Source organism: Paraburkholderia sp. SIMBA_027 (genome assembly GCF_046535315.1).
Lineage (GTDB): Bacteria > Pseudomonadota > Gammaproteobacteria > Burkholderiales > Burkholderiaceae > Paraburkholderia > Paraburkholderia tropica.
The window spans coordinates 20,079-44,441 of record NZ_JAWRWY010000009.1 but is presented as its reverse complement, the minus strand read 5'-3'; the positions used below and the strand labels follow the sequence as shown (position 1 = coordinate 44,441).

Here is a 24,363-nt window from a genome sequence, read left to right as displayed (position 1 = left end):
TTCCCGTGGCGGGCCTGGTTAGCGCTCCGCTCAGAAGCCGAACGTTGCACCGACCGATGCGCCCGTGCTGCCGCCGGCGCCCGTCGAACGCGCGACGTGCGCGTTCAGCAGGAGACGGTCGCTGACGTACCAGTTCGCACCGAGCGCCAGCGCGCTTTCACCGCCGTACGTACCCGCCGCGACGGCCATCTGGAAGTTGCCTTCCGCCCGCGCGTTCGGGATCAGCGACGACGCCGCCATGGCCGCCGCACCCAGCGAGTTCATCTCGCGACGAACCTGACCGATCTGCTGGTTGGTGTACGCGTTGGCTTGCTGCACGCCTTGCGCCACCGCCTGCGTCGTGTACGACTGGGCATTGACCACCGCATCGTTCAACTGGCTCACGTTGACGGCGTCGGTGCCTTGCGTACCTTGCAGCGTCGTCACCGCACCTTGCACGTTGCTGATGCTCGTCGTGTTCGCCGTCACCTGCGTGTTGGTCGCATACAGCTGCGAACCGTTCACCGCATCGGTGCTCGTCGACGTCACGCGACCCGCCGCGACGTTCGACACCTGACGCTCGGCCCCGGCCGCGCCCACGCTCACCACGCCGGTCGGCGTTGCACCGGCATACGTGAACGTCTGACCGCCGATCACGCCATTGGCCGTGCCGACAGCAGCAGCCGTCGTCGCGCCGTTACCCAGCGCCACCGAATTCGCCGTCGAAGCATTCGCACCGTTACCGATCGCGATCGCGTTCGACGCGCTCGCCGACGCCACCGGCCCAATCGCCGTCGCGTTAGTACCCGTCGCCGACGAATCGGCCAGCGTCGAGTTGGTGTGGACGTACTTGATGCCGCCACCGCCGTTCACGATGTTGTTCACCGTGTTCGAAACGTTCGAGACATTCGCATTCGTCGCGTACAGCTGCGAACCGTTCACCGCATCCGTGCTCGTCGACGACAGCGTGCCTGCCGCCACGTTCGTCAGCTTGACGTTCGTGCTCGCGCCCACGCCGCCCAGCGTCACCGAGTTGTGCGACGACGAGTCGTACAGCACCGCATCAGCGAGCTTGCCGTTGATGTTCGTAATCTGGCCTTGCAGCGTCGTGACATTGCCCTGAAGCGTCGTCACCGCAGGGTCCCTTCAATGTACGCGTTGCGACCAATCGCGATAGCACCACTACCGGTATTGTTGATCCGGGCGCTTGCGCCCAATGCGATATTGCCGTCCGCAGTACCGCCGGCACTGGTCGCGGCGTTGTAGCCGAGTGCGATGCTGTTCGCGCCCGAGGCGACGGCCGCCGGCCCGATCGCCGTCGCGTTCGTACCCGTCGCCGACGAATCGGCCAGCGTCGAGTTCGTGTGGAAATACTTGATGCCCGTGCTGCCGTTCACGATGTTGTTCACCGTGTTCGAAACGTTCGACACGTTCGCGTTCGTCGCGTACAGCTGCGAACCGTTCACCGCATCCGTGCTCGTCGAGGTGACTGCGCCGGCCGCCACGTTGACGACCTGACGCTCCGCGCCCACCGCGCCGACTGAGACCGAATTGGCACGGTCCGCGATCGAGCCGTAGCCCAGCGCAACGGAGTTGTTGGCTGCCGCCGTCGCGTTTTGGCCCAGCGCGATGCTGTTCGTGCCTTGCGAGGTGCTCGACTGGCCAATCGCAATCGCGCCCGCGGCGGAGCTTTTCGCGCTCGGGCCCATTGCAATCGCGTTGTCCGCCGAGGCAACCGAAGCATCACCCAACGCCATGGCGTACGCTCCCGACGCGTTCGATGTGCGACCGAGCGCGATCGCATAGTCACCGGCGGCCGTCGAAACGAAACCCAAAGCGGTTGAGCGGGCGCCGCTTGCAGTACTACGCACGCCTACCGCGACCCCGCCAACCTGCGAGGCGGTGCTGCTTGCGCCAATTACAATCGAGGCCCCGTTGGAGGCAGTCGCGCCGATCCCGATGACCACGTTGGCGTTGACGGGATTGTTACCGGCTGCGTTGGTCGGGTCGCTCACCGCGCCCGCGCCGATCACCACGCCGCCGACCTGGGGCGTCGTCGCGCCATTGCCGATAGCGACGGAGTTCAGGCCAAGCGCACCGGCGTTTTGGCCCAGCGCGACCGCACTGGTGCCGCTCCCCATCGAGCCACTGCCGAACGCGATCGCATTCGACGCGCTCGCCGACGCATTCGCGCCGATAGCAACAGCGTTCGCTGCACTGCCGGTCGCCTTATAGCCTAATGCAGTTGAATTCGCGCCGGTCGCGTACGCCTGAAACCCGATCGCGGTAGCGTTGGCTGCCGCGTTGGCGCCGAATCCGAATGCCGCCGCATAGTCGCCGGTGGTCGAAGCGTACGCGCCGAACGCCGTTACGGCGACATGATTTCCGCCCGACGCCGAGCAGCCGGCGATCAAAGAGTAAGTTCCGCTGCCATCGATCGGATCAGTTTCAGCGGCATACGTAATTCCGCTCAGGGTCGTCCCACCCGTGGTGCAGCTACCGCCCGTCGTGGTTCCGGTATAGCCCGTGATCATCGCCGCATTAGCGTTTGACGCGACCCCGCCGACGCCCGCTATCACGGAAGCAGTCACCGCCACCACGCCGACCGCGCTGCTAGTCGCTCGTTTCCCCCGCCCCTTCGCGTTCTCCTGCACCGCCATCCACGTCCCCGCGGACTCGTTCCATACTGATCGATATGCCTTATTCATTTTGCAATCCTTAATAAATTCCCTAGTCCCGTGAGCTTTTTCATTCGTGCCCCGGTCTCAATTCATTTCCGGCCTACGCCAGGCGACCACACAGGTCGATGCGCCTGGCGAAGCGCTTTTGTTCCAACGGCGCGCACACGTCAGAACGTGAGCGCGCCACCTGTTCGCGCGTTATTTCGTGTTCGGCTTGTGCCGCTCGCTTGCTGCTTCCGTCTGGCCTGTCACGGAAGGCGCGACCGCGACACAGCCGCCGTTACCGGTTCATCCGCACGGCGCACCTCGCATCAACCTGGAATTGTTCAAGCGAGTCCGTGACGGATCGCTACCCGCGAACGCAGACGTGCTCGCGCACGCGAGAATCGAGATCCTCGCGGCGCGAAAAATGGTGATTTTCATGACAGAACCCGTCCAGACTCCTGCAGATCGGTTCTACCGATCGCTACGAGCGCGAGAGCGCCCCGGTCAGCGGGCCGCGTGGGCGGCCCAACCAGGTGTCGCGACGATGCTTGCCGTCACGACGCCAGCGGATCGAGGCACGATGCAGCCAGCTGCACGGCGCGCCGCCTGAAGCCCAGGCAGCGGGAAAATTGCGGCGTTTAACATCCGGGCATCGCAAATTCCACATCGACCATGCCATGTTAAGAACTGACGGCGGTGCGACGAATCAGACGGTTCTTAAAATCTGAGTGAGCGATCTGACGTTTTCTGAATATTTATGTGTGTCAGATCGAAAAACCGAGAGGCGAACGATTCGAATACCGAACCGTTCGCCCGAACGCATCAACGGCAGGCGTTGATCGCGTCGCGCGTCTTTTCAGCAGCCGTTGCAGCCGCTTGCGCGTAGTCCTCGCCCTTGCTCGCGAAGATGATCGCGCGCGACGAGTTGATCAGCATGCCGGTGCCGTTGGCGCTGCGGCCGGCCTTGACGGTCGCTTCCACGTCGCCGCCTTGTGCGCCGATACCCGGAATCAGCAGCGGCATGTCGCCGACGATGCCGCGCACGATCTCGATTTCCTTCGGGAACGTTGCGCCCACAACCAGTCCGAGTTCGCCGCTCGCGTTCCACTTGTTCGCGGCGAGGTCGGCCACGACCTGGTAGACCGGCTTGCCGTCGACGGTGAGGAATTGCAGATCGGAGCCGCCGGGGTTCGAGGTACGGCACAGCACGATCACGCCCTTGCCCGCGTGGGCGAGGTAAGGCTCGATCGAGTCGAAGCCCATGTACGGGTTGACCGTCACGGCGTCCGCCTTGAAGCGCTCGAAGGCTTCGCGGGCGTACTGCTCCGCCGTGCTGCCGATGTCGCCGCGCTTGGCGTCGAGAATCACCGGCAGGCCCGGATGCTTCTCGTGGATATGCGCGATCAGCGCTTCGAGCTGGTCTTCGGCGCGATTCGAGGCGAAATAGGCGATCTGGGGCTTGAACGAGCACGCGTAGGGCGCGGTTGCGTCGACGATATCGCGGCAGAATTCGAAGATCGCGTCGCTGCGGCCGGCCAGCGCGGCCGGGAACTTCGCGGGCTCGGGATCGAGGCCGACGCACAGCAGCGAGCCGGTGCGCTGCCAGGCGGCGGCGAGGTCTTGGGTGAACGAGGTCATGATGGATCGGGCGGCGAGCCCGGTGCAGGGAAAAGGGAAACAGGGGAAACGGCGCGTATTTTAACCGGCTTGCCGGGTGGCTTCCCGACAAGGCGCACGCGGCTTCGGCAAGCGCCGGGAAGCGGCGCCGGGCGCAAGCCGCCGGCGGCGAAGCGGCGAAACGCCGGCCAACGAGCAGTTGGCCACCGCGAGCCGCTTCCGGGCTGCGGCGCAATGATCGGAGGAAACGCCGCGAGGCCGCGCGCGCCGCCGCCGGATTGGCCGTAGGCGTCGCCGAACCCCGCCGCGTTCAGGCCGCCTGCGTGCGCGCCCGGCCGCCCTTCGGCCCGCGCGCGCCGGTCCGGCCCCGCGCGCCCGAGCGATGCGGGCTGGCCGCCGCGCGCAGGTCCATCCGCTCGACCGTGAAGCTGAACCGCCGCGCGAGGCGCTCGCCCGGCGCGAGCACGGTCATGCCGTGCGCGCCGCCGCCGCCCGCCAGATTGACCGCGTTGATCGGGTGATCGACGGGCTCGAAGCAGAAGAAGTTTTCGCCCGGCGGCGTGTAGAGCACGTAATAGTCCGTGTTCGCGCAGATCGACAGCGACAGGCGGCGGCGCTCCCAGACCACGGCCGCGCGTCCGCTCCAGCCGCTGAACGCGTGATTCACCATCTGCTCGGGCAGCGGATACGCCACGCCGAACTGCCAGGCGGGCGGCGCGGGCACATGGCGCACCGGCAGCCAGTCGGCGCCCGAGAGCCACAGGCCGCTTGCAGGCGCCGAGAGTTCGGTGCTCGCGTCGCGCGCGAGAAACGGATGGACGCCCAGCCCGAACGGCAGCGCCTCGCGGCCCACGTTCTCCACTTCGAGCGACATCGCGAGCGTCGGGCCGTCCAGCGCGTAGGTGAGCGCCGCGCGATACGCGTAAGGCTCACCCTCGCTGCGGTCGAGCACGAGACGCACGCGCTCGCGCTCGGCGCTCTCGACGCTCCAGTTCGCCAGCCAGCCGTCGCCGTGAATCGGCAGCGCCTCGCTCGCGCGATTGCGGGCGATTTCGACGTCGCGTCCGCCGAACTGGAAGCGCCCGGCGGCGATCCGATTGGAATACGGCAGCAGCGGATAGCACGCCAGTTCGTTCGGGTCCATGCGCGCGCTCACCTGCTCGCAGCGGCGGAACACGGGTTCGAGCGCGCCTTCGCTGCGCCAGTCGAAGCGCGTGATGCCGCCGCCCAGTTGCGGCGCGACGTCCAGACGGAGATACGCGTTGATGAGGCTGACGCAGGCCACGTCGCCCGTGCCGGCCGCGCCGATGGCCACGGCGGACGTGCTCGGCCCCGGCATGACGGGATGCGTGGTCGCTTCCAGCCGCGCGCGGCGCGCGGCGGCGGGCGAACCGGCGGCGGGCGGCGATGCGGCGGGGTCGGCCGTGCCGGCGGCAAGCGGCGACCGGGAAGCGTTACGGGAACGAGCTGTTGGACGCAAAGCGGAATTCGCGACGCTCATGAGCGGCTCCTCGAGAGGCATGATGGATCGCCGCCCAGGATGGCGGCGCATTGGCGGCCTGCCGGTCGCATCGCCACGACGGTCCTTCAGCGCGCTTCGATCGCCGCGCGCTGCCTGCGTCGTGTGACGGCCGCTTCTTGTTCAAGTCCTGCTGAATCGTGCTGACTGGTGCTGATCGGTGCTGCCTTGTACAGCTAGCACCTTAGAGACGGCGGCGGTTTGGCGCCACACCGGCGCGCATCCGCCCCGCTCTTTTGCGCCTTTTTGTTGTCTCGCTACAACGCAGGCCCCGCTCGAAAACGATTCCGCGCTGCGCTCATGTCGCTCACGCGAACGCGTCGGCGAGCACGCCCTCACACGACGAACGATCGTTCGCTTTCCTTACCGTTTACCCTGGACACCGCCCTGGAAGCCACCCAGGAAGCGCGGCTCGGCGAGCCCCGTGCGGCGCGTCTGCGCCACGAACACGCCGCCCGCGTGCGGTTCGCGCTCCAGCGTGTCGCTGTCGAGGCCGTCGCGCGCGCTCGTCACATACAGCATCGAATAGTCTTCGCCGCCGAGCGTCACGCAGGTCGGCTGCACCGTGGGCACGCGGATGCGCTCGGTTTCCACGCCGTCCGGGCCGTAGCGCACGACACATTCGCCCGCCCACTGCGCGTTCCAGAGGCCGCCTTCGCTGTCGACCGTCGAACCGTCCGGCTCGCCTTCGTGCGACGGCACCTGCACAAAGAGCCGATCGTTTGCAATCGTTCCATCGGCGCCGTAATTGCAGGCGCGAATCTCGCGCGTGAACGAATCGGCGTAATACATCGTGCCGCCGTCGGGACTGAAGCCGATGCTGTTCGAAATCGCCGCCACCGGCAGCGGCAGTTTCTCCAGCGTGAGATCGTGATTGAGCCGATAAAAGCCGCCGATCTTCTCGAACGGCTTGCGCTCGTACTTCGTGCCGAACACGAAGCGGCCCTGACGGTCGCAACGGCCGTCGTTCAGACGCGTCGGCAGATCGGGTTCCACGTCGACGATCGGCGTGATCTCGCCCGTGCGCAGATCGAAGAACGCAAGCCGCGAGGCGAGCCCGATCAGCAATGTGTCCGCGTCTTCGCAAAGCGCGAAGCACGCGAGACGCTCGGGCATCGGCCAGACGCGATGCGAACCGTCGGCCGCGTCGTAACGCGCCAGGCTCGCGCCTTCGATATCGTTCCAGTAGAGCCGCCCGCTGCGCGAGCACCACGTTGCGCCTTCGCCGAGCGCGTTCTTTGCGTGCACCAGCAGTTCGGCGACGTCGCCCCGCGCCGGTTGAAGCTGATCGCTCATGCCCAGCCTCCGTCCACCACGATGTCCTGCGAAGTGATCATGCGGCTGTCGTCGGCGGCCAGAAAGAGCGCCATGCGCGCGAGGTCTTCGGGCAGCAGTTCGGCGTCGATGCACTGGCCACGCTTGATCGCCTCGCGGCCTTCGTCGGTGAGCCACAGGTCGCGCTGCTTTTGCGTCATCACCCAGCCCGGCACCAGCGAATTCACGCGAATGCCGTGCTGGCCGAGATCCTTCGCGAGCCCGCGCGTGAGTCCCTGCACCGCCGACTTGCTCATCACGTAGACGGGATAGTCGGCGTTCTTGAGCATCCAGCTGATCGAACCCAGATTGATGATCGAGCCGCGCCCCGCCGCTTTCATGTCCTCGGCGACGGCCTGCGCCGCGAACAGTTGATGACGCACGTTCACGGCGATGCCCGCGTCGAAGAACTCGGGCGTGACCTCCGCGAGCGTGTGACGCTTGTCGTTCGCGGCGTTGTTCACGAGCACCTCGATCGGACCGAGCGCGGCCTTCACGTCGGCGATGGCGGCGCGCAGCGCGGCGATATCGGTCAGATCGACGCGCGCGAACAGCGGCTTGTGACGCGAGTCGCCGAGTTCGTCGGCGAGCGCTTCGCCCGCCGTCGCGTCGATATCGAAGAACGCCACGCGCGCGCCCTGGGCCGCGAAGTGCTCGACGAACGACGCGCCGATGCCGGTCGCGCCGCCCGTGATCAACACGACGCGGTCCGCAAGGCTCGGATAACGCGCGAAGTTTTCATGCGCGTGGCGCGCGACGGCATTGGCGGGTGAAGACATACGTTGAGCTTCCTGGTTTTTTGAGTCGTGGCCGCGGGCTTAATCGCGCGCGCCGCGGTTCTTCAACTGGTCGAGCAGCACCGCCGCGAGCAGGATCGCGCCGCGCACGAGGTACTGATAGAACGCGTCGATGTTGAGCAGGTTCATCACGTTCTCGACCGTGCCCATGATCAGCACGCCGATCACCACGCCCGAGATCGTCGCGCGGCCGCCCAGCAGCGACACGCCGCCCAGCACGCACGCCGAGATCACGTTCAGCTCGAAACCTTCGGCCGCGTTCGGCTGACCCGAGGTGATGCGCGCGGCGAGAATCACGCCCGCCAGCGCCGTCACCGCGCCCTGAATCAGGAAGATCCACACGCGCGTGCGCTCGACCTTGATGCCCGCGAGCCGCGACGCTTCCGGATTGCCGCCGATGGCGAGCGTGTTGCGTCCGTATACGGTCTGATTGAGCATCACGCCGAACACGATGAAGCAGAACAGCGTGACCCAGATCGGCAGTTGCACGCCGAAGAAGGCCATCGTGCCCATCGCGATGAACGTATCCGACGACACACCCACAGCCTGACCGTGCGAAACGATGAAGCCCAGGCCGCGCACGATTTCCATCGTCGCGAGCGTGGTGATCAGCGCGTTGATGCGCAGATACGCAATGACCGCGCCGTTCACGAAGCCGATCGCCGCGCCCGCCGCCACCGCCGCGACGATCGCGATGAAGGTGTTGTTGGTCGCGTTGAGCACCATCGCGCAGAGCACGCCCGCGAACGCCACGGTCGAGCCCACGGAGAGGTCGAAGTCGCGCGAGGCGAGGCAGAACATCATCGTGCAGGCCACCATGCCGATCTGCGAGATCGACAACGCAAGACCCAGCATGTTCTCGATCGAGAAGAAGTGATCGACGGTCAGCGACATCGTGATGAACATGACCGCGAAAATCACGATCAGGCTGTACTCGGTGATCTGCTGCCACCACTTCTGCTTGTCGCTGGTCTTCGGGATCAGCGCGTCGGCGGCGCTGTGCGCCACGCTCTTCGCTGCGTCGGCGGCTTCGGCCGCAAGATTGTCTCGTTGCATTTGCATCACTCCTTCCCCATCATGCGGCGCGACGCTGCGCGCCTTGCGGCAGCGCGAGGTCCAGCACCGCGTGTTCGCTCGCCGCGCTGCGCGGCAACTCGCCCGAAATCCGGCCTTCGCGCATCACCACGATGCGGTCCGACACGCCGAGCACTTCAGGCAATTCCGATGACACCATCACGATCGCGCAGCCGCGCTGCGCAAGCTGATAGATCACGTTGTAGATTTCGTGCTTCGCGCCCACGTCGATGCCGCGCGTGGGTTCGTCGAGAATCACGACCTTCAGATCCGGCTCCGCGAGCCAGCGCGACAGAATCGCTTTCTGCTGATTGCCGCCCGAGAGAAAACGGATCTTCTGGCGGCGGCTCGGCGTCTTGATCTTCAGCAGCTTGATGAAGCGGTCCGCCGTTTCGGCCTCTTTCTTGCGGTCGAGGAACATGCCCGCGCGCAGGAAATGGCGGCGGCAACTGATGTTGATGTTCTCCGACACCGTGGCCATCGCGACAATGCCCTGCTCCTTGCGATCCTCCGGGCACAGCACGATGCCGTTGCGAATCGCGTCGCTCGCGCTCTTCACGCTGATGCGCTTGCCGTCGAGTTCGATCTCGCCCGCCTTGCGCTTGTGCGTGCCGTAGACGAGCTGCATCAGTTCGCTGCGGCCCGCGCCCACCAGACCGAAGAAGCCGAGAATCTCGCCCGATTTCACCTCGAAGCTGGCCGCCTCGTTGAGCGGATGCCCTTCGATGCCGCGCACCGCAAGGCGCACGTTGCCGTGCTCGCGCGGCGTGTAGTTGTAGATGTCGCTGATCTCGCGGCCCACCATTTCCGCCACGAGCGTTTCGCGCTTCACCTCGTCGAGCTTCTCGTGCGAGGCGACCTTGCGGCCGTCGCGGAAGATCGTGCAGGCGTTGCACAGCTCGTAGATCTCGTCCATGCGGTGCGAGATGTAGATGAGCGCGCGATTGTCGGCGCGCAGTTCACGCACGAGCTTGAACAGCACTTCGGTCTCGCGGTGCGAGAGCGAACTCGTGGGTTCATCGAGCGCGATCACGCGCGCATTGCGCAGCAGCGCCTTGCAGATTTCCACCATCTGGCGCTGCGCGATCGAGAGCTTGCGCAGCTTCGCGGCGGGATCGAGATCCACGCCCATCGACGCAAGACGCTCGCGCACGAACTTGCGCGCTTCGCCGCGCTTCACCCAGCCGAGCGCATTGGGCAGCGCGCCCAGCAGCAGATTCTCCGCGACCGTGAGGTCGGGCACGTATTGCAGTTCCTGGTGAATCACGGCGATGCCCGAACCGATCGAGGCCGCGGCATCCGCGAACTTCACTTCGTTGCCATCGACGAGAATGCGGCCCGAATCGGGCTGATATTCGCCGCCAAGAATCTTCAGGAGCGTGGACTTGCCCGCTCCGTTTTCGCCCATCAGGCCGTGCACTTCGCCGGCGTTCACCTCGAACGACACGCCGTCGAGCGCGCGCACGCCTGGGAACACCTTGCCGATATTGTCAAAACGCAGTGTCGCTGACACGTCGGTTTCCTCTCATTCGATACGCTGCGGGCACGGCGGCCGGATCCATCCTCGGACCGGCCGCCGCCCCGCAGCGGGAAACACCTCAAAACCCTACGATCAGGCGCTTACTTCGACGCGAGACCCATCTGCTGACGCACGCTTTCCACATTGTCGCGCGTGGCCAGCATGCCGGTCGTCAGCGTGAGCTTCGGCGGTTCCTTGCCTTGCGTGATCCACGCGTACATCAGTTCCGAGGTTTCCTCGCCGTGACGCTTCGGGCTGATGATGACGGTGCCGTAGAAGCCCGTCGGCTGCGGCTTCTTGAACTCGTTGAGCGCCGAATCCGAACCGCCGATGCCGATGCCGATCATGTTGTCGGCCTTGAAGCCGCGGCCTTCCGCTGCGCGCACGGCGCCCAGCACGGCTTCGTCGTTCAGGCCGTAAGCGACCCAGTGCTTGAACTGCGGGTTCTTCGTCAGCGCGATGTTGGCGGCGTTGAAGGCGTTTTCCGTGTCGGTCTTGGCTTGCGGCGCAGCGATGATGTTCGCCTTCGGGAAGCCCGCGGCCACCAGTGCGTCGGTCGCGCCGGCCGTGCGGTCGTGCGCCGTCGGCAGCTGCTCGTAGGTCACGTCGATCGCGCCGACGTCCTTCATGTCCCAGCCGCGCTTCTTGATTTCGGCGGCGATGCCGTCACCGACCTGCTTGCCGATGTTGTAGGCCGAAATGCCCATGTGCGGCACCGACTCGATCGGCTTGCCCGCGCCGTCGACGAGGCGGTCGTCGACCGTCATCATCTTGAGGCCGTCGGCCTTGGCCTTGGCGACGATGCCCGGTCCGAGCTTCACGTCAGGCGTGCAGATGATGAAGCCCTGGGCCTTTTGCGCAGCCAGGTTGTCGATCGCGCTCATCACCTTTTCGCCCGAGGGCGCGCCGATCTTCACCAGCGTGAAGCCCTTTTCCTTCGCGGCCGCTTCCGCGAACTTCCATTCGTCCTGGAACCAGGGTTCTTCGGGCTGCTTCACGAGAAAGCCGATCTTGACCGGATCGGCGGCTTGCGCGACGGGCATATGAGCGAGCACGGCCGTGGTCGCGGCGGCGATCAGCGTGAGGAAAATCCTGCGTTGCATGGTGTCAGTCTCCTGTCTTCTTCAGTCACGGGAAGGGTAGCGGCCGCTTGTTTTCGTCCGTCCGCTCGCGCGCGCGGCCAGCGCTGCGGCGAATGTCCTGCGTTTTTCTTTTTGCCTTCGTGCTGCGTTTTTTTACTGCTGCCTTCTCTTCTTCGTTATTGCTTTTTTTGTTCGTCGTTACTGCGTTACTGCGGATTCGTTACTGCGGATTCATTCGTGATGCAGCGCCGTGCGCCCGCCGTCGATGGTGATGCAGCTCGCGTTGATGAACGGCGCTTCGTCGGACGCTAGAAACACGGCCGTCATCGCCACTTCCTCGGGCTTGCCGATGCGCTTCATCGGCGGCAGTTCGAGCGTCGCGCGGCGCGCCGCGTCGGGATCGGGCTGCGCGTTCCACCAGTCGTGCGTCAGTTGCGTCTCGATGTAGCCGGGCGCGATCGCGTTCACGCGCACGTTCTTCGGCGCGTATTCGATGCCGAGCGCACGCGTGAGGCCGATCACGCCGTGCTTGGCGACCGGATACGGGAAGCAGCCCGGAATGATCTGAAACGCGTGTGTCGAGGCGATGTTGACGATGCTGCCCGCGCGGCGCTCGACCATGCCTGGCAGCACGGCGCGGCATCCGTTCCAGACGCCGTCGAGGTCGACGGCGAAACAGCGGCGCCAGTCGTCGTCGGTCATCGTCAGCGGATCGGCGAACACGTTGATGCCGGCGTTGTTCACGAGCACGTCGACGGGACCGAACGTGCGCTCCGCTTCGCTCACGGCCGACTGGACCGAGGCCGATTGCGTGACGTCGGTTTTCACGGCGAGCACGCGAGCGTTGGCGTCTGCAGCGGCGATGTCTTTGGCCGTGGCCTGCGCCGTGTCCAGATCCACCTCCGCGAGCACGACGGCCGCGCCCTCGGCGACGAACGCGCGCGCGATCGCCGCGCCAATGCCGCGTCCGGCGCCGGTCACGAGCGCAACCTTGCCCGCGAGACGATTCATGCCTTTGCTCCCAGCGCCTTGGCGGTTTCGCGCCAGCCCGCGATGAACGCGAGCGCGTTGGCGCGTGTGGCCGCCACGTCCTGGCCCGGCTTGTAGAGCGCCGAGCCGAGGCCGAAGCCGCTCGCGCCCGCCGCGAGTTGCGGGCCCATGTTGTCGGGCTTCACGCCGCCCACGGGCAGCAGCGGCACGATCGCCGGAATCACCGCGCGCCACGCCTTCGTGACGTCGGGGCCGAGCTGCTCGGCGGGGAACATCTTGAGGCCGTCCGCGCCGTGCTTGAGCGCGGCGAACGCTTCGGTCGGCGTGGCGACGCCCGGCACGCACGCGAGACCTTGCAGCTTCGCGGCGAGGATCACGTCGGTGTCGGCGTGCGGCATCACGATCAGTTCGCCGCCCGCGGCTTTCACGTCGCGCACGCGCTCGGTCGTGAGCACGGTGCCCGCGCCGATCAGCGCATCGGCGGGCAGCGTGGCGCGCAGCGCGGCGATGCTCTCCAGCGGCGACGGCGAATTCAGCGGCACCTCGATGATCCGGAAACCCGCTTCATAGATCGCGCGGCCATGTTCGGCGGCTTCGGCGGGCTTGATGCCGCGCACGATCGCGACCATGCGGCACGCGGCGAACGCGGCCACGAAGCCCGCGTGCGGCGTGTAGGGAGCGGGCAGGTTCAGTTCGGGTTGCATGACGGGTCCTGTTCGTGTGTTCGGTGCTTGACGTTGCTCGAGGTTGCTTTGCTTGCGTATCTGTTTACGTATCGGCGTGCGATGGCGTCGTGCGTCGCGTCGATCAGCTCGCGGACACGAGGCCCGCGCGCACCGCGATGCGCCACAAGCCGCGCTCGGTCGCATGGCGCACAAGATGCGCGCCGGTGCAGCCGAACTGCGCGAGCGCGAGCTTGTAGCGCTCGCACAGCGCATCGGCGCCGATCAGTTGCGGCGCGCAGGCGGCCAGCGCGACGTCGCGGCGCGCCAGCACGGCTTCGAGTCCCGCGAGTTCATGGCCGATCACGAGGCCCGAGAGGTAATCGGGCTGCTCGTCGGGCGCCAGTTGTTCGGTGAGGCCGAGCGTGCGCGTGCTGAACGCCGTGGCGAGCAGGCCCGCGCTGCCGTGTTCGCGCGCGACGCTCACGCCACGCAAAAACGCCGCCGTATCGGGCGCGGCCGGACGCTTCATCGTGCGGCCGAGAATCGTGTGCGCCGAAAGCGCCGCATAGACCTCGCCCGTCATGAAGGTGTAGAAACGCGCGATGCGCGCGTCTTCCACCACGGCCCATTTCGCGTGCGTGCCGGGCAGGCCGATCAGCGCGGCTTGCGTGCCGGCGGCGCTGTCGTCGGCGGCGTCGCTTGCGGGTTGCGCGCTCAATGCGCCGAAGATCTGCGTTTCCTCGCCGCGCATCACGTTGGGCAGCGCGCCCGGTTCGAGCACGCCGGGCACCACGGCCACGTCCACGCCGCACGCCGCGCGCACCTTGACGATGCCGCCCACCAGCGCGTCCTCGCCCGCGGGCGTTTCCACGTAAGGCGCCTGCAACCAGCCTTGCGCGCTGCCGACCATGCCGGCCGCCAGCACCGGCAGCGCCGGCGTTTGCGCGAGCCAGACACCGCAGGCTTCGTCGAAGGCGGCGTCGAAGCCGCCCTCTTCCGCCGGCACCGGCAGATTCATGATGCCCGCCGTCGAAACGCGCGTGTCGAGCACCTCGCCCGCCGCATCGAACAGATACGCGCGCAGCGAAGTCGTTCCCCAATCGAGCGCGATCAACGCGGCCTGGCGCGTGCCCGGCTGCGCCGCGGCGCGGGTGTCCTTGCCCTGTTCCATGTGTTCTTGTGTGGTGCGGCCTGTCATCGGCGAATCCTGCGCGTAGCGGGTTGCGGCGCGCGCCAGCCGAGTTCCTGCGAGATCGCGCGCGCTTCGCGCTGCACGACCGGAATCAATTCGTCCATGCGTTCGAGCGGCATATAGGGAATCGTGCTCGCCACCGAGAGCGCCGCGACGATCGCACCCGACGCGTCGCGCACGGGCGCGGCCACGCAGCGGATCGACACTTCGTTCTCCTCCAGATCGAACGTGTAGCCGCCCGCCGAATAGGTGGCCATGCGCTTGATGAAGGTGTCCGGGTCGAGGCTGTGATCGGGGCGGAAGCTCACGCCCGCGAGCGTGCGGCGCGACGCTTCGAACAGATCGCGCCACGACTGCGGCGGGAGGTCGAGCATCATCGCCTTGCCGATGCCGGTCGACGCGAGCGGCATCCGGTGACCGACGCGCGAGCGCATTTCGAGCCCGCGCTGGCCGGGGATCTTGTCGATGTAGAGCACGTCGTCGCCGTCGCGCACGCCCATGTGGATCGTGTCGAGCGTGGCGTCGGCGAGCGCTTCGAGATGCGTGCGCGCGACCGCCGTGAGCGGCATCTGTTCGAGCGCGATGGTGCCGAGTTCGATCAGCTTTGGGCCGAGCAGATAGCCGCCCTGCACCTGACGCAGATAGCGCGCCTGCACGAGGCTCGACACGAGGCGGTGCGTGGTGCTGCGCGTCGTGCCGAGCACCGCGCCGAACGAACGCAGATCGCGCACGCCGGCGGCGGCCGCTTCGAGGATCGCGAGGCCGCGCAGCAGCGTCTGCGTGCCGGCTTGCGTCGAGCCGTCGAGCAGCGCGCCCGGCAGACCGAGGATTTCATCGCCGCCGGAGCGGGCTTTCGTGGGAGACGCAGATGCCGACGCGGACGACACAGCGCGCTGGGCGGCGTGCACGGCGTGCACGGCGTGCGCGGCATGGGCGGCGGCGGCTTCGGGCGCGGCCTGGCCGTTCGAAGCGGCGGCGAGGCGTTCGGCGAGCGTCGGGGACATCGCTTTATTCATGGCGAGGTCGATCAGATGGACGTGGGGAGAGCGCGCGGCGTCAGACGACGGCGCGCGGGCCATGGTTCGGTGAGGGACGATGCGCTCGGGCGCAAGGCGGCGCCCGGTGCGTGGACGCACGGCGAGTGGCCGCGTTTTCCGCAGGCTGGAACATGGCAAACGTCTCCGGTTTTCGCCTGGCTGGACGGACGCTGCGCGCCGCCGCCGGGCTTTGTCTTGAGTGGTGCCGACTGCGTCGGGTGCGCCTGTTTTGCCATTGCTGGGCGCGCCCTGTCGGATGGGTTGGATTGTAGGGCGGTTTTTCCGCGATCTCCAATATGTGATTGGGGCGTTCATATATTGGGATATCCGCCCCCCCTGGCCGGACGGCCAACGCTGCGGACGCGCTTGATGGAATCGGGGGCGCAATCCGGCGGCGATCCAGAGACTTGAGCGATGTCAGGCCCGGTGCGCATCGGGCCGGAATCGGTGCTTGGTCCTCTGGAGGAGATATAAAATTTTGTATAAGCTCACCCTCGAAAAGCCGGTGAAGTTTTGCGGCTGCGCGCGCGACGACCTGAACAGGTTTCCGGTTGCGGCGCGCAAGGAAGCCGGGCGGCAACTACGCCTCGTGCAAAGCGGCGAAGATCCGCAAGACTGGAAGCCCGTCAATCCGATCGGTCCCGGCGTACGTGAAATACGCGTGCGCGAAAAACGCGGCGCGTTCCGCGTGATTTATGTCGCGACTTTCCGCGACGCGATTTACGTGCTCCACTGCTTCCCAAAGAAGAGCGAAAAAATCACGTTCGCCGACATGTCGCTCGCAGCGCGCCGTTTTCGCGCCATTCGCAATCAGGAGAACCTGCCATGAAAATCGAGACCTTCGACAACGTCTGGGACGCCATCGAGGACACGCCCGGCGAGGCCGCCAACATGGACCTACGGTGTCAGTTGATGTTCGCGCTCGAAGAACACATCAAGCGCCACAACATGAGCCAGAAAGAAGCGGCGAAACTCTTCGGCGTCACGCAGCCGCGTATTTCCGATCTCGTACGCGGAAAATTCGAACGCTTCGGCATCGATATGCTTGTGAATATGGCAGCCACCGCCGGCATGAGAATCGAGTTGATCATCCACGAAGCCAAACCGCGCGAAGCCAACGCCCAGAAAAAAACGGCCGCCCGCTAACCGGACGACCGTCTTTCGCTTTTCGCCTCCCACAGCCAGAGCGCCAGCGTGCTTGAACCAGGCAAGCGCCTTACTTCCCAGCCGGCGCCTTATACGCCACGCAGTCCACTTCCACCTTGCAGTCGATCACCATGCTCGACTGCACGCAGGCGCGCGCGGGCGGATGATCGCCGAAGTACTCGCGGAACACCTTGTTGAACGACTGGAAGTCGCGCGCGTCGTCGAGCCAGACGCCGCAGCGCACCACGTGCTCCGGGCCGTAACCCGCTTCCTTGAGGATGGCGAACACGTTCTGGATCGTCTTGTGCGACTGCTCGACGATGCCGCCGTTGATCACCTCGCCGTTTTCCATCGGCGTCTGGCCCGAGACGTAGAGCCAGCCGTCGGCTTCCACCGCGCGCGCGAACGGCAGATGTTGACCGCCCTGGCCCTTGCCGCCTTCCACTCCATATCGTTTCATCGTTTGCTCCTTTGAGATCGCTTTGAGATCGTGCGGCGCGCGTCGTCCTGCGCCGCGCCGCGTGTCGACATTGAATCGGCTTAAAAAGCCACGTTGGCGCTGGTGTTCGCACTCGCCTCGCGCGGACCGCGCGCCACGAAATGCCCGGCGCGCTCGCCGGTCGGCTGGCCGTCGCGGTATGACAGCACGCCGTTCACCCATACCGCGTCGATGCCCTCGGCCACTTGCTGCGGCTTGTCGAAGGTCGCGGCGTCGCGCACCTTCGCGGGATCGAACAGCACGAGGTCGGCGTGCCAGCCCACGTGCACCTCGCCGCGCTGCGCGAGGCCGTATCGCCGCGCCGACAAACCCGTCATCTTGCGCACCGCCTCTTCGAGCGGCAGCAACTGCTCGTCGCGCGCGTAGTGGCCGAGCACGCGCGGAAACGCGCCCCACAAGCGCGGATGCGGCAGCGGATCGTTCGGCAAGCCGTCGGAGCCAACCATCGTCGCGGGATGCGAGAGGATGTGGCGCACGTCGTCCTCCGACATGTTGTGATAGACCGCGCCCGCCGGTTGCAGGCGCTTGCCCGCCTCCTGCTGCGAGACGCCCCATTCGGCGGCGATGTCCTTGATCAGCTTGCCCGCCTGCTCGGGATGTGGCGTGGACCACGTGATCGTGATGTCGATGTCGCCCGTCACCTGCTTGAGGTCGAGCGTCGACGAACTGCGGCTGTACGGATAGCAATCGCAGCCCACCGGCTGATACTTGCGCGCGCCGTCGAGCGACGCGAGCACTTCCGCGCTGCGCCCCCAGTTCGACGGCCCCGCGCATTTCAGATGCGAGATCACCACCGGCACGCGCGCGTGCTTGCCGATGTGATACGCCTCCTCCATCGCGTCGAGAATTGCGTCGAATTCCGTACGCATATGCGTGGTGTAGAGCGCGCCCGCGGCGGCGAGCGGTTCGGCGAGCGTGGCGACTTCCTCGGTCGAGGCTTCGTACGCGGAGCCGTACGCAAGACCCGTCGACAAGCCGAGCGCGCCATTCGCGAGCGCTTCTTCGAGTTGCGCGCGCATGGCCGCGACTTCGTCACGGGTCGCCGCGCGCTTGAGGTCATCCAGATGATTGTTGCGCAGCGCCGTATGGCCGATCAGCGCGCCCACGTTCACGGCGGGCTTCGCCGCGTTCACGGCCGCGACATACGCGGCGAAGGTCGGATACGCGAATGCCTCGCGCGTGCCGAGCAGGTTCATCGGATCGGGCGGATCGCCCTTGAGCGCGACCGGCGCGGCGCTGATGCCGCAATTGCCGACCACCACCGTCGTCACGCCCTGGCTGATCTTCGGCAGCATCTGCGGCGAGCGGATCACGTGGGTGTCGTCGTGCGTGTGCACGTCGATGAAACCCGGCGCGAGCGCGCGCCCGTTCGCCTCGATCACTTCTTCGGCGAGCCAGTTCGACAGATTGCCGATGGCGACGATGCGTCCGTCGCGCAACGCCACGTCGCGTTCGACGGGCGGCGCGCCCGTGCCGTCATACAGCATGGCGCCGACGATCAGCGTATCGGCGGCTTCGGGGTGCGAATGCATGTCAGTCTCCCAGTGGCTGGCGCTCGCCGCCGCGCCCGGCGGTGCCGCGATGCGCATCGAGCGTGTGCTTCATGCGGCGCAGCAATTCGCGGCTGGACTCGGGCTGCGCGAGCGCGAGTTCGGTCACGAGCACGTCGAGCGCCATCAGCATCGCGTAACGCGACGACGACGGCTTGTAAATAAAGTCGGTCTCGCTCGCGACGATCGGCACGAGCCAGTCGGCGAGCGCGGCCAGCGGCGACGCGGGCGCGGTCACGGCGATCAGCTTCGCGCCGTAGTCGCGCGCGATGCGGCACGCGTCGAGCAGTTCGGGCACGCGTCCTGTTAGCGACAACGCGACGACCACGCAATCGGGCGCGAGCGTGCTCGCCACCATCCGCTGCAACAGGCTATCCTGGTATGAGGCGACGGGGCGTCCAAGGCGTACGAGGCGAAAGCGCATTTCGTCGGCGAGCGCGCTGGAGCCGCCGCCCATGCCGAACACATAGATCATGCGGGCCTGCGCGAGCGCGGCGGCGGCCTCGGCGAACGGCGCCTGGCGCAGCAATTCGTGATTCTGCTCGAGTGCGGCGTGAATCTCGCCGTAAACCCGGGTAGCGAGCGGTGCGTCTGCGTCGGGTGTGGCATTGGCTTTGCTGGCATCGCGCCTGGCGCCTTTGGCGCCCTTGGCGCGCTTTGCCTTCGCAGGCTCGCCCTGCCCGGCCGCGCCGCGCAGGAATCGCTCGCCCACGGCAGCCGCCTGGGCGAGGCGCAGTTTGAGTTCGCGCACGTCGTGGCAGCCGACGGCCTTGGCGAAGCGCGTGACGGTCGCGATGCTCACGCCCGCGCGCCGAGCCAGTTCGCCGATGCTCGCGCGCGCGGCGCTGGCGAGATCGTCGAGAATCAGGGCGGCGACGTCGCGCTCGGCGGGACGCAGATCCGGCACGCATTGCGCGATGCGCGCGACGATGTCGAAGCGGCCCGGTTCGGCGGCAGAATTCATGGCAGGCAGGACGTAAGCGGACGGAACGGAGGGGAACGGCGAAAGCGCCGTGTTAGTAAATAACAATTCACGAAGCGATGGTACTTTGTGTACTATCACCGAGTCAACGGCGAACCCGTCTGTACCGTAATATCAGGCGCAATGGAGAATATGGAGCGAACCGAGATGAAAGTTACAAACTATCAGAGTGCGACGATCGACCCGAACAGCAAGGGCCTCGGCAACGTGCCCGGCGCGAGCGTGCCGTTGCAGGACGCGGGCCGTCTCGAATGGAATCTGCTCGCCGAAGACGTGAGCCTGCCGGCCGCCGTTCTGTATGCGGACCGCGTCGAACACAATCTGAAGTGGATGCAGGACTTCGTCACGCGCTACGGCGTGAAGCTCGCGCCGCACGGCAAGACCACGATGGCGCCGCAACTGTTCCGCCGCCAGCTCGAAACCGGCGCGTGGGGCATCACGCTCGCCACGGCGCATCAGACGCGCGCCGCGTATCGGGGCGGCGTCACGCGCGTGCTGATGGCCAACCAGCTCGTGGGCCGCCGCAACATGGCGATCATCGCCGAACTGCTCAGCGATCCGGAGTTCGAGTTCTTCTGTCTCGTCGATTCGGTCGCGGGCGTCGAACAGCTCGGCGAATTCTTCCGCGCCTCGCGCCGCACGCTGAACCTGCTGCTCGAACTCGGCGTGCCGCGCGGGCGCACCGGCGTGCGCGACGCCGACACGCGCCGCGCCGTGCTCGAAGCCATCGCGCGCTATCCCGATTCGCTGCAACTCGCGGGCGTCGAGATCTACGAAGGCATCCTCAAGGAAGAAAGCGAAGTGCGCACCTTCCTGCGCGACGCGCTCAACGTGACCGAGGAACTCGCCGCCGCGGGCCGCTTCTCGCGCTCGCCCGCGCTGCTCTCGGGCGCGGGTTCGGCGTGGTACGACGTGGTCGCCGAAGAATTCGCGCAGGCCAGCCAGGCGGGCACGATCGACGTGGTGCTGCGCCCCGGCTGCTATCTCACGCACGACGTGGGCGTCTACAAGCAGGCGCAATCGCAGATCCTCACGCGCAATCCGGTCGCGCGCGAAATGGGCGTGGCGCTGCTGCCCGCGCTGCAACTGTGGGCTTATGTGCAGTCGATTCCGGAGCCGGGCCGCGCGATCATCGGCTTCGGCAAGCGCGACGCCGCCTTCGACGCGGGCTTTCCGGAAGCCACGCGCCACTATCGTCCGTCACGCGACGGCGAGGTGACGGGCGCGCCGCGCGAGATCGCCGCGAGCGAAGGCTGGGAAGTGTTTCAGATGATGGATCAGCACGCGTATCTGCAGATTCCGGCGGGCGCGGACATTCAGGTCGGCGACATGATCGGCTTCGACATCTCGCACCCGTGTCTCACGTTCGACAAGTGGCGCCAGTTGCTGATGGTGGACGGCCAGTATCGCGTGACCGAAGTGATCGAAACGTTCTTCTGAGTTTTCCGCGTCCGGATGTAACAAGGCGGCGGTCGCACAGTGTGCGCCGCCGCCTGAATTTTTTGCGCGTGCGTTAAACGGCGTTCACGCCCCGTCCTGAGCACCCGCCTGCATCGCCGCGACGCCGATCCGCTCTTCCATCATCTTCAACGCGCCCGACAGCGCGGTGAGCGCGTCGTCGGGCAGCGACATCGTCTGGTTCAGAAACGCATTGCGGCGCGGCAAGCCCGCTTCGATCACCTCGCGCCCGGCGGCCGTGAGCTTCACATTGGTGATGCGGTTGTCGCGCTCATCGGCGCTGCGTGCGATCCAGCCAAGCGCTTCGAGCGGCTTCAACTGACGCGTGAGCGCGCCCGGGTCCACGCGCAGACGCTCGACAAGCCGCTTCTGCGACGACTCGCCGTTCTGGTCGTGCAGCGCGAGCAGGATGCGCCAGCGCGGCAGCGGATGCCCCACCTGCGCCTCGAACGCCGACATGAAAGCGCGATAAGTGCGTCCGAACTGCTGAACGATGGCGATGCGGTCCTGAGTTTCCATGCTGAAAAATCCTGCCTGGCGGTTAAAGCGGGGTTGGGCGGTGTTGATAAAAGACGCGGCAAACACCCGCCATCAGTCCGCGTGAATCACGGGCTCGACCTTGCGCTGAAGCTTGATGAGCGGCACGCGCCGCGTCTGCCATAGCGAGACGAGCGCGACCAGCGCCGCCAGCGCGATGCCCAGATGGATCGCGCCCACCAGCGCCTCGCGCGCGGCTTCGAGCAGCGGCGCGCCATTGTGCCCGGCCTTGGCGAGTTCGCCAATCAGCGCGGTCTGCGCGTCGCGATTCACCAGAATCTGCGGATCGGCGAGTTGCGGCAGCCAGTGCGTCGCCTGATCGGCCGCGAGCGATTTTTGCACGCCGCTCGCGTAGAGCTGCGTGATCATCGTGCCGGTCAGCGCCGTGCCGATCATCCCGCCGATCATGCGCAGCGATTGCAGCAGCGCCGTGGCGATGCCCAGATGCTCGCGGCCCGCCGTCTGCTGCGCGAACACCGTGAGATTCGGCATCACGAAACCGAGCCCAAGGCCGCCGACGATCATGAACGTCATCAGCAGCCCGCGCGGCATGGAGCGCGTCGCGAGCGCGACCGCGAAACAGGCGATCGCGAGCATCGTGAAGCCGATATAGAGCATCAGATTCGGATTGCGGATGCGCGAGACGATGCGCCCGTTCGCAATGCTGCCGATCGTGATGAACACCACCAGCGGCGTGATGACGACGCCCGCCTCGTTCGGCGACATGCCGAAGCCGCCCTGGAACAGCAGCGGCGCGTAGAACAGCAGCGAGAACATCGTGAAGCCGCCGAGCACGGCGAGCGTGAACAGCGCATTGAGGCTCGCGTTGCGGAACATGTCGACGGGCAGAATCGCCTGCGGGCAGCGCCGCTCCCATTGCCACAGCGCCCACGCCGCCGCGACGGCGAGCGCGAGCAGGCCGAGCGCGCCGAACGTCACACCATGCTCGGGCAGACGTTCGACGAACAGTTGCAGGCAGCCGAGCGTCACGGCGATCAGCAGCGCGCCGGGCCAGTCGAGCCGCATGCGTCCGGTGTGCGCGACCTGGCGCAGATGCGGCAGGAAACGCCAGACGAAGTACAGCGAAAGCAGGCCGACCGGCAGGTTCACGTAGAACACCGAACGCCAGCCGTAGTACTGCGTGAGAAAACCGCCGAGCGACGGCCCAACCGCGTTGGCGATGCCGAACGCCGAACTCATCAGCACCTGCCAGCGCAGGCGCACGACCGAATCGGGAAAGAGATCGGGAATGCAGGCGAACGCGGTGCCCACGAGCATGCCGCCGCCGATGCCTTGCAGGCCGCGCGCGATCACGAGGAACAACATGCTGTTGGCCGCGCCGCAGAGCACCGAGGCCGCCGTGAAGACGACGATCGATGCGATCACGAAGGGTTTGCGCCCGTAGTAATCGCCGAGCCGGCCAAAAATGGGGACGGTGACAACCGAAGTGAGCAGATAGGACGTGGCGACCCACGCGTAAAGCTCGAAGCCGCGCAGGTCGGCGACGATGGTCGGCAGCGCGGTGCCGACGACGGTCTGATCGAGCGCGACCAGCATGGTCACGAACGAGACGCCGAGCATGGCGAGCAGCGACTCGCGGAACGGCAGCACCTGCCCGCTGGAATGGTGGGCGGCGGTATGAACGGCCATTTTTTGATCCCGCAACGTTTGACGCGTCAAAGATTACGAATCATAGCATGGTGCGATCCTCTACACTGGGCGTCTAATGGACGGTTTGGCTCGACGAGGCGCACGCTTTTTGCGTGTTGCCGGGTGTTTTCCCGGCGCGCTCAATCCGTCGCGCCACGCCGCTTTCATCGGGAGATTTATGGGGCCAAATACTAATTTGTCCAATTTTGCCGATTTGTCCGACGTCGATCTCGCCGCGCTCAAGCGCGCGAAGCACGAACTCGAAACGCCGCCGCTGGGCATGAAGCTGGCCGCCATCGTCGGCGCGCCGGTCGAAAAGCTGATCGCGAAGCTGCCTGCCATGGCCAACGACAAGGTCAACGACGCCACCCAGGCCGCCTTGCGCAAATGTCTGCAGATCGCGCTCAAGACGCTCGGCAAGCAGGGCGAAGGCGCGCTGACGAGCGTCGGCTTGAATAGCGGCCCGAACGGCGGCGGCCCGAACGGCGCGGCGGCGCAGGTCGTATCGAAACCCAGCAACCTGCTGCACAAGTTCGCCGTCGCGACCACGGGCGCGGCGGGCGGCGCGTTCGGCCTGTTCGCGCTGCCGGTCGAATTGCCCGTCACGACTACGCTGATGTTCCGCTCGATCTGCGATATCGCGCGCAGCGAAGGCGAGCAACTTGCGAACGCCGACACGCAATTGCAATGTCTGACGGTGTTCGGCATGGGCGGCCGCTCCGCCGCCGACGACGAAGCCGACTTCGGCTACTTCATCGTGCGCGGCGCGCTGGCGCAGGCGGTCTCGAAGGCGTCATCGGAAATGGCGACGAAGGGCTTCGCCGCACATGGCTCGACCGCGCTGCTCAAGCTCATGCAGACGGTCGCCACGCGCTTTTCCGTGCAGGTCAGCGAGCAAGTGGCCGCGAAATCGATTCCGGCCATCGGCGCGGTGTTGGGCGCGATGGTCAACACCGTGTTCATCGACCACTTCCAGAACGTCGCGCACGGTCACTTCACCGTGCGGCGGCTGGAGCGCAAATACGGCGAAGCCGCGATCCATGCGGCCTATGACGCGATCGATCTCGCGCTGGAATGAGCGCGCTGCACG

At 66.3% G+C, this 24,363-nt stretch carries 22 protein-coding genes; 4 read left to right on the top strand and 18 right to left on the bottom strand.

Going from position 1 to position 24,363, the window contains the following annotated elements; genetic code table 11:
- Positions 1–30: 30 nt before the first annotated feature.
- The 13 genes from SB764_RS18040 to SB764_RS17980 form a co-directional block, all read right to left on the bottom strand.
- Entirely contained in the window at positions 31–1,113 is a 1,083-nt protein-coding gene (locus tag SB764_RS18040; protein ID WP_410864243.1) for a YadA-like family protein, read from the bottom strand.
- Positions 1,110–2,687 carry an ESPR-type extended signal peptide-containing protein gene (locus tag SB764_RS18035; RefSeq protein WP_410864241.1) on the bottom strand — a complete coding sequence of 526 codons (1,578 nt, stop codon included), beginning with the start codon at positions 2,685–2,687 and terminating at the stop codon, positions 1,110–1,112. Before SB764_RS18035 ends, SB764_RS18040 begins: the two co-directional genes overlap by 4 nt.
- Before the next feature lie 780 nt (positions 2,688–3,467).
- Positions 3,468–4,283 carry an orotidine-5'-phosphate decarboxylase gene (gene pyrF, locus SB764_RS18030; RefSeq protein ID WP_065063119.1) on the bottom strand — a complete coding sequence of 272 codons (816 nt, stop codon included), beginning with the start codon at positions 4,281–4,283 and terminating at the stop codon, positions 3,468–3,470.
- A gap of 289 nt (positions 4,284–4,572) precedes the next feature.
- Positions 4,573–5,763 (bottom strand): aldose 1-epimerase, encoded by a 1,191-nt coding sequence (locus tag SB764_RS18025; protein WP_410864239.1) that lies wholly within the window; start codon positions 5,761–5,763, stop codon positions 4,573–4,575.
- A gap of 381 nt (positions 5,764–6,144) precedes the next feature.
- Positions 6,145–7,077 carry an SMP-30/gluconolactonase/LRE family protein gene (locus tag SB764_RS18020; protein WP_410864237.1) on the bottom strand — a complete coding sequence of 311 codons (933 nt, stop codon included), beginning with the start codon at positions 7,075–7,077 and terminating at the stop codon, positions 6,145–6,147.
- On the bottom strand, positions 7,074–7,874 hold the full coding sequence (locus SB764_RS18015) for an SDR family NAD(P)-dependent oxidoreductase (RefSeq protein ID WP_176079407.1): 801 nt from the start codon (positions 7,872–7,874) through the stop codon (positions 7,074–7,076). Before SB764_RS18015 ends, SB764_RS18020 begins: the two co-directional genes overlap by 4 nt.
- 39 nt (positions 7,875–7,913) lie before the next feature.
- Entirely contained in the window at positions 7,914–8,954 is a 1,041-nt protein-coding gene (araH, locus tag SB764_RS18010) for an L-arabinose ABC transporter permease AraH (protein WP_074981509.1), read from the bottom strand.
- 13 nt (positions 8,955–8,967) lie between these two features.
- Positions 8,968–10,479 (bottom strand): L-arabinose ABC transporter ATP-binding protein AraG, encoded by a 1,512-nt coding sequence (araG, locus tag SB764_RS18005; protein WP_065063111.1) that lies wholly within the window; start codon positions 10,477–10,479, stop codon positions 8,968–8,970.
- A 107-nt stretch (positions 10,480–10,586) separates the two neighbouring features.
- On the bottom strand, positions 10,587–11,588 hold the full coding sequence (locus SB764_RS18000) for an arabinose ABC transporter substrate-binding protein (RefSeq protein ID WP_065063109.1): 1,002 nt from the start codon (positions 11,586–11,588) through the stop codon (positions 10,587–10,589).
- Between the two features lie 210 nt (positions 11,589–11,798).
- Complete coding sequence (locus SB764_RS17995; RefSeq protein WP_110325406.1) at positions 11,799–12,578, bottom strand: SDR family oxidoreductase; 780 nt, start codon at positions 12,576–12,578, stop codon at positions 11,799–11,801.
- Positions 12,575–13,261 (bottom strand): 2-dehydro-3-deoxy-6-phosphogalactonate aldolase, encoded by a 687-nt coding sequence (locus SB764_RS17990; RefSeq protein ID WP_410864234.1) that lies wholly within the window; start codon positions 13,259–13,261, stop codon positions 12,575–12,577. The genes SB764_RS17995 and SB764_RS17990 overlap by 4 nt, the downstream gene beginning before the upstream one ends.
- Positions 13,262–13,364: 103 nt before the next feature.
- Positions 13,365–14,393: a 2-dehydro-3-deoxygalactonokinase gene (locus tag SB764_RS17985; RefSeq protein WP_234774596.1), complete on the bottom strand. Its 1,029-nt coding sequence runs from the start codon at positions 14,391–14,393 to the stop codon at positions 13,365–13,367.
- Positions 14,394–14,416: 23 nt separating this feature from the next.
- Positions 14,417–15,430: an IclR family transcriptional regulator gene (locus tag SB764_RS17980; protein ID WP_410864233.1), complete on the bottom strand. Its 1,014-nt coding sequence runs from the start codon at positions 15,428–15,430 to the stop codon at positions 14,417–14,419.
- A gap of 472 nt (positions 15,431–15,902) precedes the next feature.
- Between SB764_RS17980 and SB764_RS17975 the strand changes: the two genes are divergently transcribed.
- Together SB764_RS17975 and SB764_RS17970 are read left to right on the top strand one after the other, a co-directional pair.
- A complete protein-coding gene (locus SB764_RS17975; protein WP_244145573.1) occupies positions 15,903–16,280 on the top strand; it encodes a type II toxin-antitoxin system RelE/ParE family toxin in 378 nt (125 codons plus the stop codon).
- Complete coding sequence (locus tag SB764_RS17970; protein ID WP_110325400.1) at positions 16,277–16,597, top strand: helix-turn-helix domain-containing protein; 321 nt, start codon at positions 16,277–16,279, stop codon at positions 16,595–16,597. Before SB764_RS17975 ends, SB764_RS17970 begins: the two co-directional genes overlap by 4 nt.
- Positions 16,598–16,667: 70 nt before the next feature.
- Here the strand turns inward: SB764_RS17970 and SB764_RS17965 are convergent, their stop codons facing one another.
- From SB764_RS17965 to SB764_RS17955, 3 genes are all read right to left on the bottom strand, one after another.
- Positions 16,668–17,057: a RidA family protein gene (locus tag SB764_RS17965; RefSeq protein WP_065063098.1), complete on the bottom strand. Its 390-nt coding sequence runs from the start codon at positions 17,055–17,057 to the stop codon at positions 16,668–16,670.
- Positions 17,058–17,137: 80 nt separating this feature from the next.
- Positions 17,138–18,628, bottom strand: coding sequence for an N-acyl-D-amino-acid deacylase family protein (locus SB764_RS17960; RefSeq protein ID WP_410864230.1), 1,491 nt, complete (start codon positions 18,626–18,628; stop codon positions 17,138–17,140).
- A 1-nt stretch (position 18,629) separates the two neighbouring features.
- Positions 18,630–19,610, bottom strand: coding sequence for a MurR/RpiR family transcriptional regulator (locus SB764_RS17955; RefSeq protein ID WP_074981505.1), 981 nt, complete (start codon positions 19,608–19,610; stop codon positions 18,630–18,632).
- Between the two features lie 165 nt (positions 19,611–19,775).
- On the opposite strand from SB764_RS17955, the gene SB764_RS17950 reads away from it, so the two are divergent.
- Positions 19,776–21,068 carry an amino acid deaminase gene (locus SB764_RS17950; RefSeq protein WP_065063094.1) on the top strand — a complete coding sequence of 431 codons (1,293 nt, stop codon included), beginning with the start codon at positions 19,776–19,778 and terminating at the stop codon, positions 21,066–21,068.
- An 84-nt stretch (positions 21,069–21,152) separates the two neighbouring features.
- Here the strand turns inward: SB764_RS17950 and SB764_RS17945 are convergent, their stop codons facing one another.
- Entirely contained in the window at positions 21,153–21,605 is a 453-nt protein-coding gene (locus SB764_RS17945; protein WP_065063092.1) for a MarR family winged helix-turn-helix transcriptional regulator, read from the bottom strand.
- A 72-nt stretch (positions 21,606–21,677) separates the two neighbouring features.
- A complete protein-coding gene (locus SB764_RS17940; RefSeq protein WP_410864227.1) occupies positions 21,678–23,273 on the bottom strand; it encodes an MDR family MFS transporter in 1,596 nt (531 codons plus the stop codon).
- 196 nt (positions 23,274–23,469) lie between these two features.
- On the opposite strand from SB764_RS17940, the gene SB764_RS17935 reads away from it, so the two are divergent.
- On the top strand, positions 23,470–24,351 hold the full coding sequence (locus SB764_RS17935; RefSeq protein WP_373681567.1) for an EcsC family protein: 882 nt from the start codon (positions 23,470–23,472) through the stop codon (positions 24,349–24,351).
- The last annotated feature ends 12 nt before the right edge of the window (positions 24,352–24,363 follow it).

Excerpts from the sequence above, each read along its gene's own strand:
- SB764_RS17960 (WP_410864230.1), bottom strand. The coding sequence starts at position 18,628 with ATGCATTCGCACCCCGAAGCCGCCGATACGCTGATCGTCGGCGCCATG.
- SB764_RS17950 (WP_065063094.1), top strand. The coding sequence starts at position 19,776 with ATGAAAGTTACAAACTATCAGAGTGCGACGATCGACCCGAACAGCAAG.
- SB764_RS18020 (WP_410864237.1), bottom strand. The coding sequence starts at position 7,077 with ATGAGCGATCAGCTTCAACCGGCGCGGGGCGACGTCGCCGAACTGCTG.
- SB764_RS17970 (WP_110325400.1), top strand. The coding sequence starts at position 16,277 with ATGAAAATCGAGACCTTCGACAACGTCTGGGACGCCATCGAGGACACG.
- SB764_RS18025 (WP_410864239.1), bottom strand. The coding sequence starts at position 5,763 with ATGAGCGTCGCGAATTCCGCTTTGCGTCCAACAGCTCGTTCCCGTAAC.
- SB764_RS17995 (WP_110325406.1), bottom strand. The coding sequence starts at position 12,578 with ATGAATCGTCTCGCGGGCAAGGTTGCGCTCGTGACCGGCGCCGGACGC.
- SB764_RS17990 (WP_410864234.1), bottom strand. The coding sequence starts at position 13,261 with ATGCAACCCGAACTGAACCTGCCCGCTCCCTACACGCCGCACGCGGGC.
- SB764_RS18035 (WP_410864241.1), bottom strand. The coding sequence starts at position 2,687 with ATGAATAAGGCATATCGATCAGTATGGAACGAGTCCGCGGGGACGTGG.
- pyrF (WP_065063119.1), bottom strand. The coding sequence starts at position 4,283 with ATGACCTCGTTCACCCAAGACCTCGCCGCCGCCTGGCAGCGCACCGGC.
- SB764_RS17980 (WP_410864233.1), bottom strand. The coding sequence starts at position 15,430 with ATGAATAAAGCGATGTCCCCGACGCTCGCCGAACGCCTCGCCGCCGCT.
- SB764_RS17955 (WP_074981505.1), bottom strand. The coding sequence starts at position 19,610 with ATGAATTCTGCCGCCGAACCGGGCCGCTTCGACATCGTCGCGCGCATC.
- SB764_RS17965 (WP_065063098.1), bottom strand. The coding sequence starts at position 17,057 with ATGAAACGATATGGAGTGGAAGGCGGCAAGGGCCAGGGCGGTCAACAT.
- araH (WP_074981509.1), bottom strand. The coding sequence starts at position 8,954 with ATGCAAATGCAACGAGACAATCTTGCGGCCGAAGCCGCCGACGCAGCG.
- SB764_RS18000 (WP_065063109.1), bottom strand. The coding sequence starts at position 11,588 with ATGCAACGCAGGATTTTCCTCACGCTGATCGCCGCCGCGACCACGGCC.
- SB764_RS18015 (WP_176079407.1), bottom strand. The coding sequence starts at position 7,874 with ATGTCTTCACCCGCCAATGCCGTCGCGCGCCACGCGCATGAAAACTTC.
- SB764_RS17985 (WP_234774596.1), bottom strand. The coding sequence starts at position 14,393 with ATGGAACAGGGCAAGGACACCCGCGCCGCGGCGCAGCCGGGCACGCGC.
- SB764_RS17940 (WP_410864227.1), bottom strand. The coding sequence starts at position 23,273 with ATGGCCGTTCATACCGCCGCCCACCATTCCAGCGGGCAGGTGCTGCCG.
- SB764_RS17945 (WP_065063092.1), bottom strand. The coding sequence starts at position 21,605 with ATGGAAACTCAGGACCGCATCGCCATCGTTCAGCAGTTCGGACGCACT.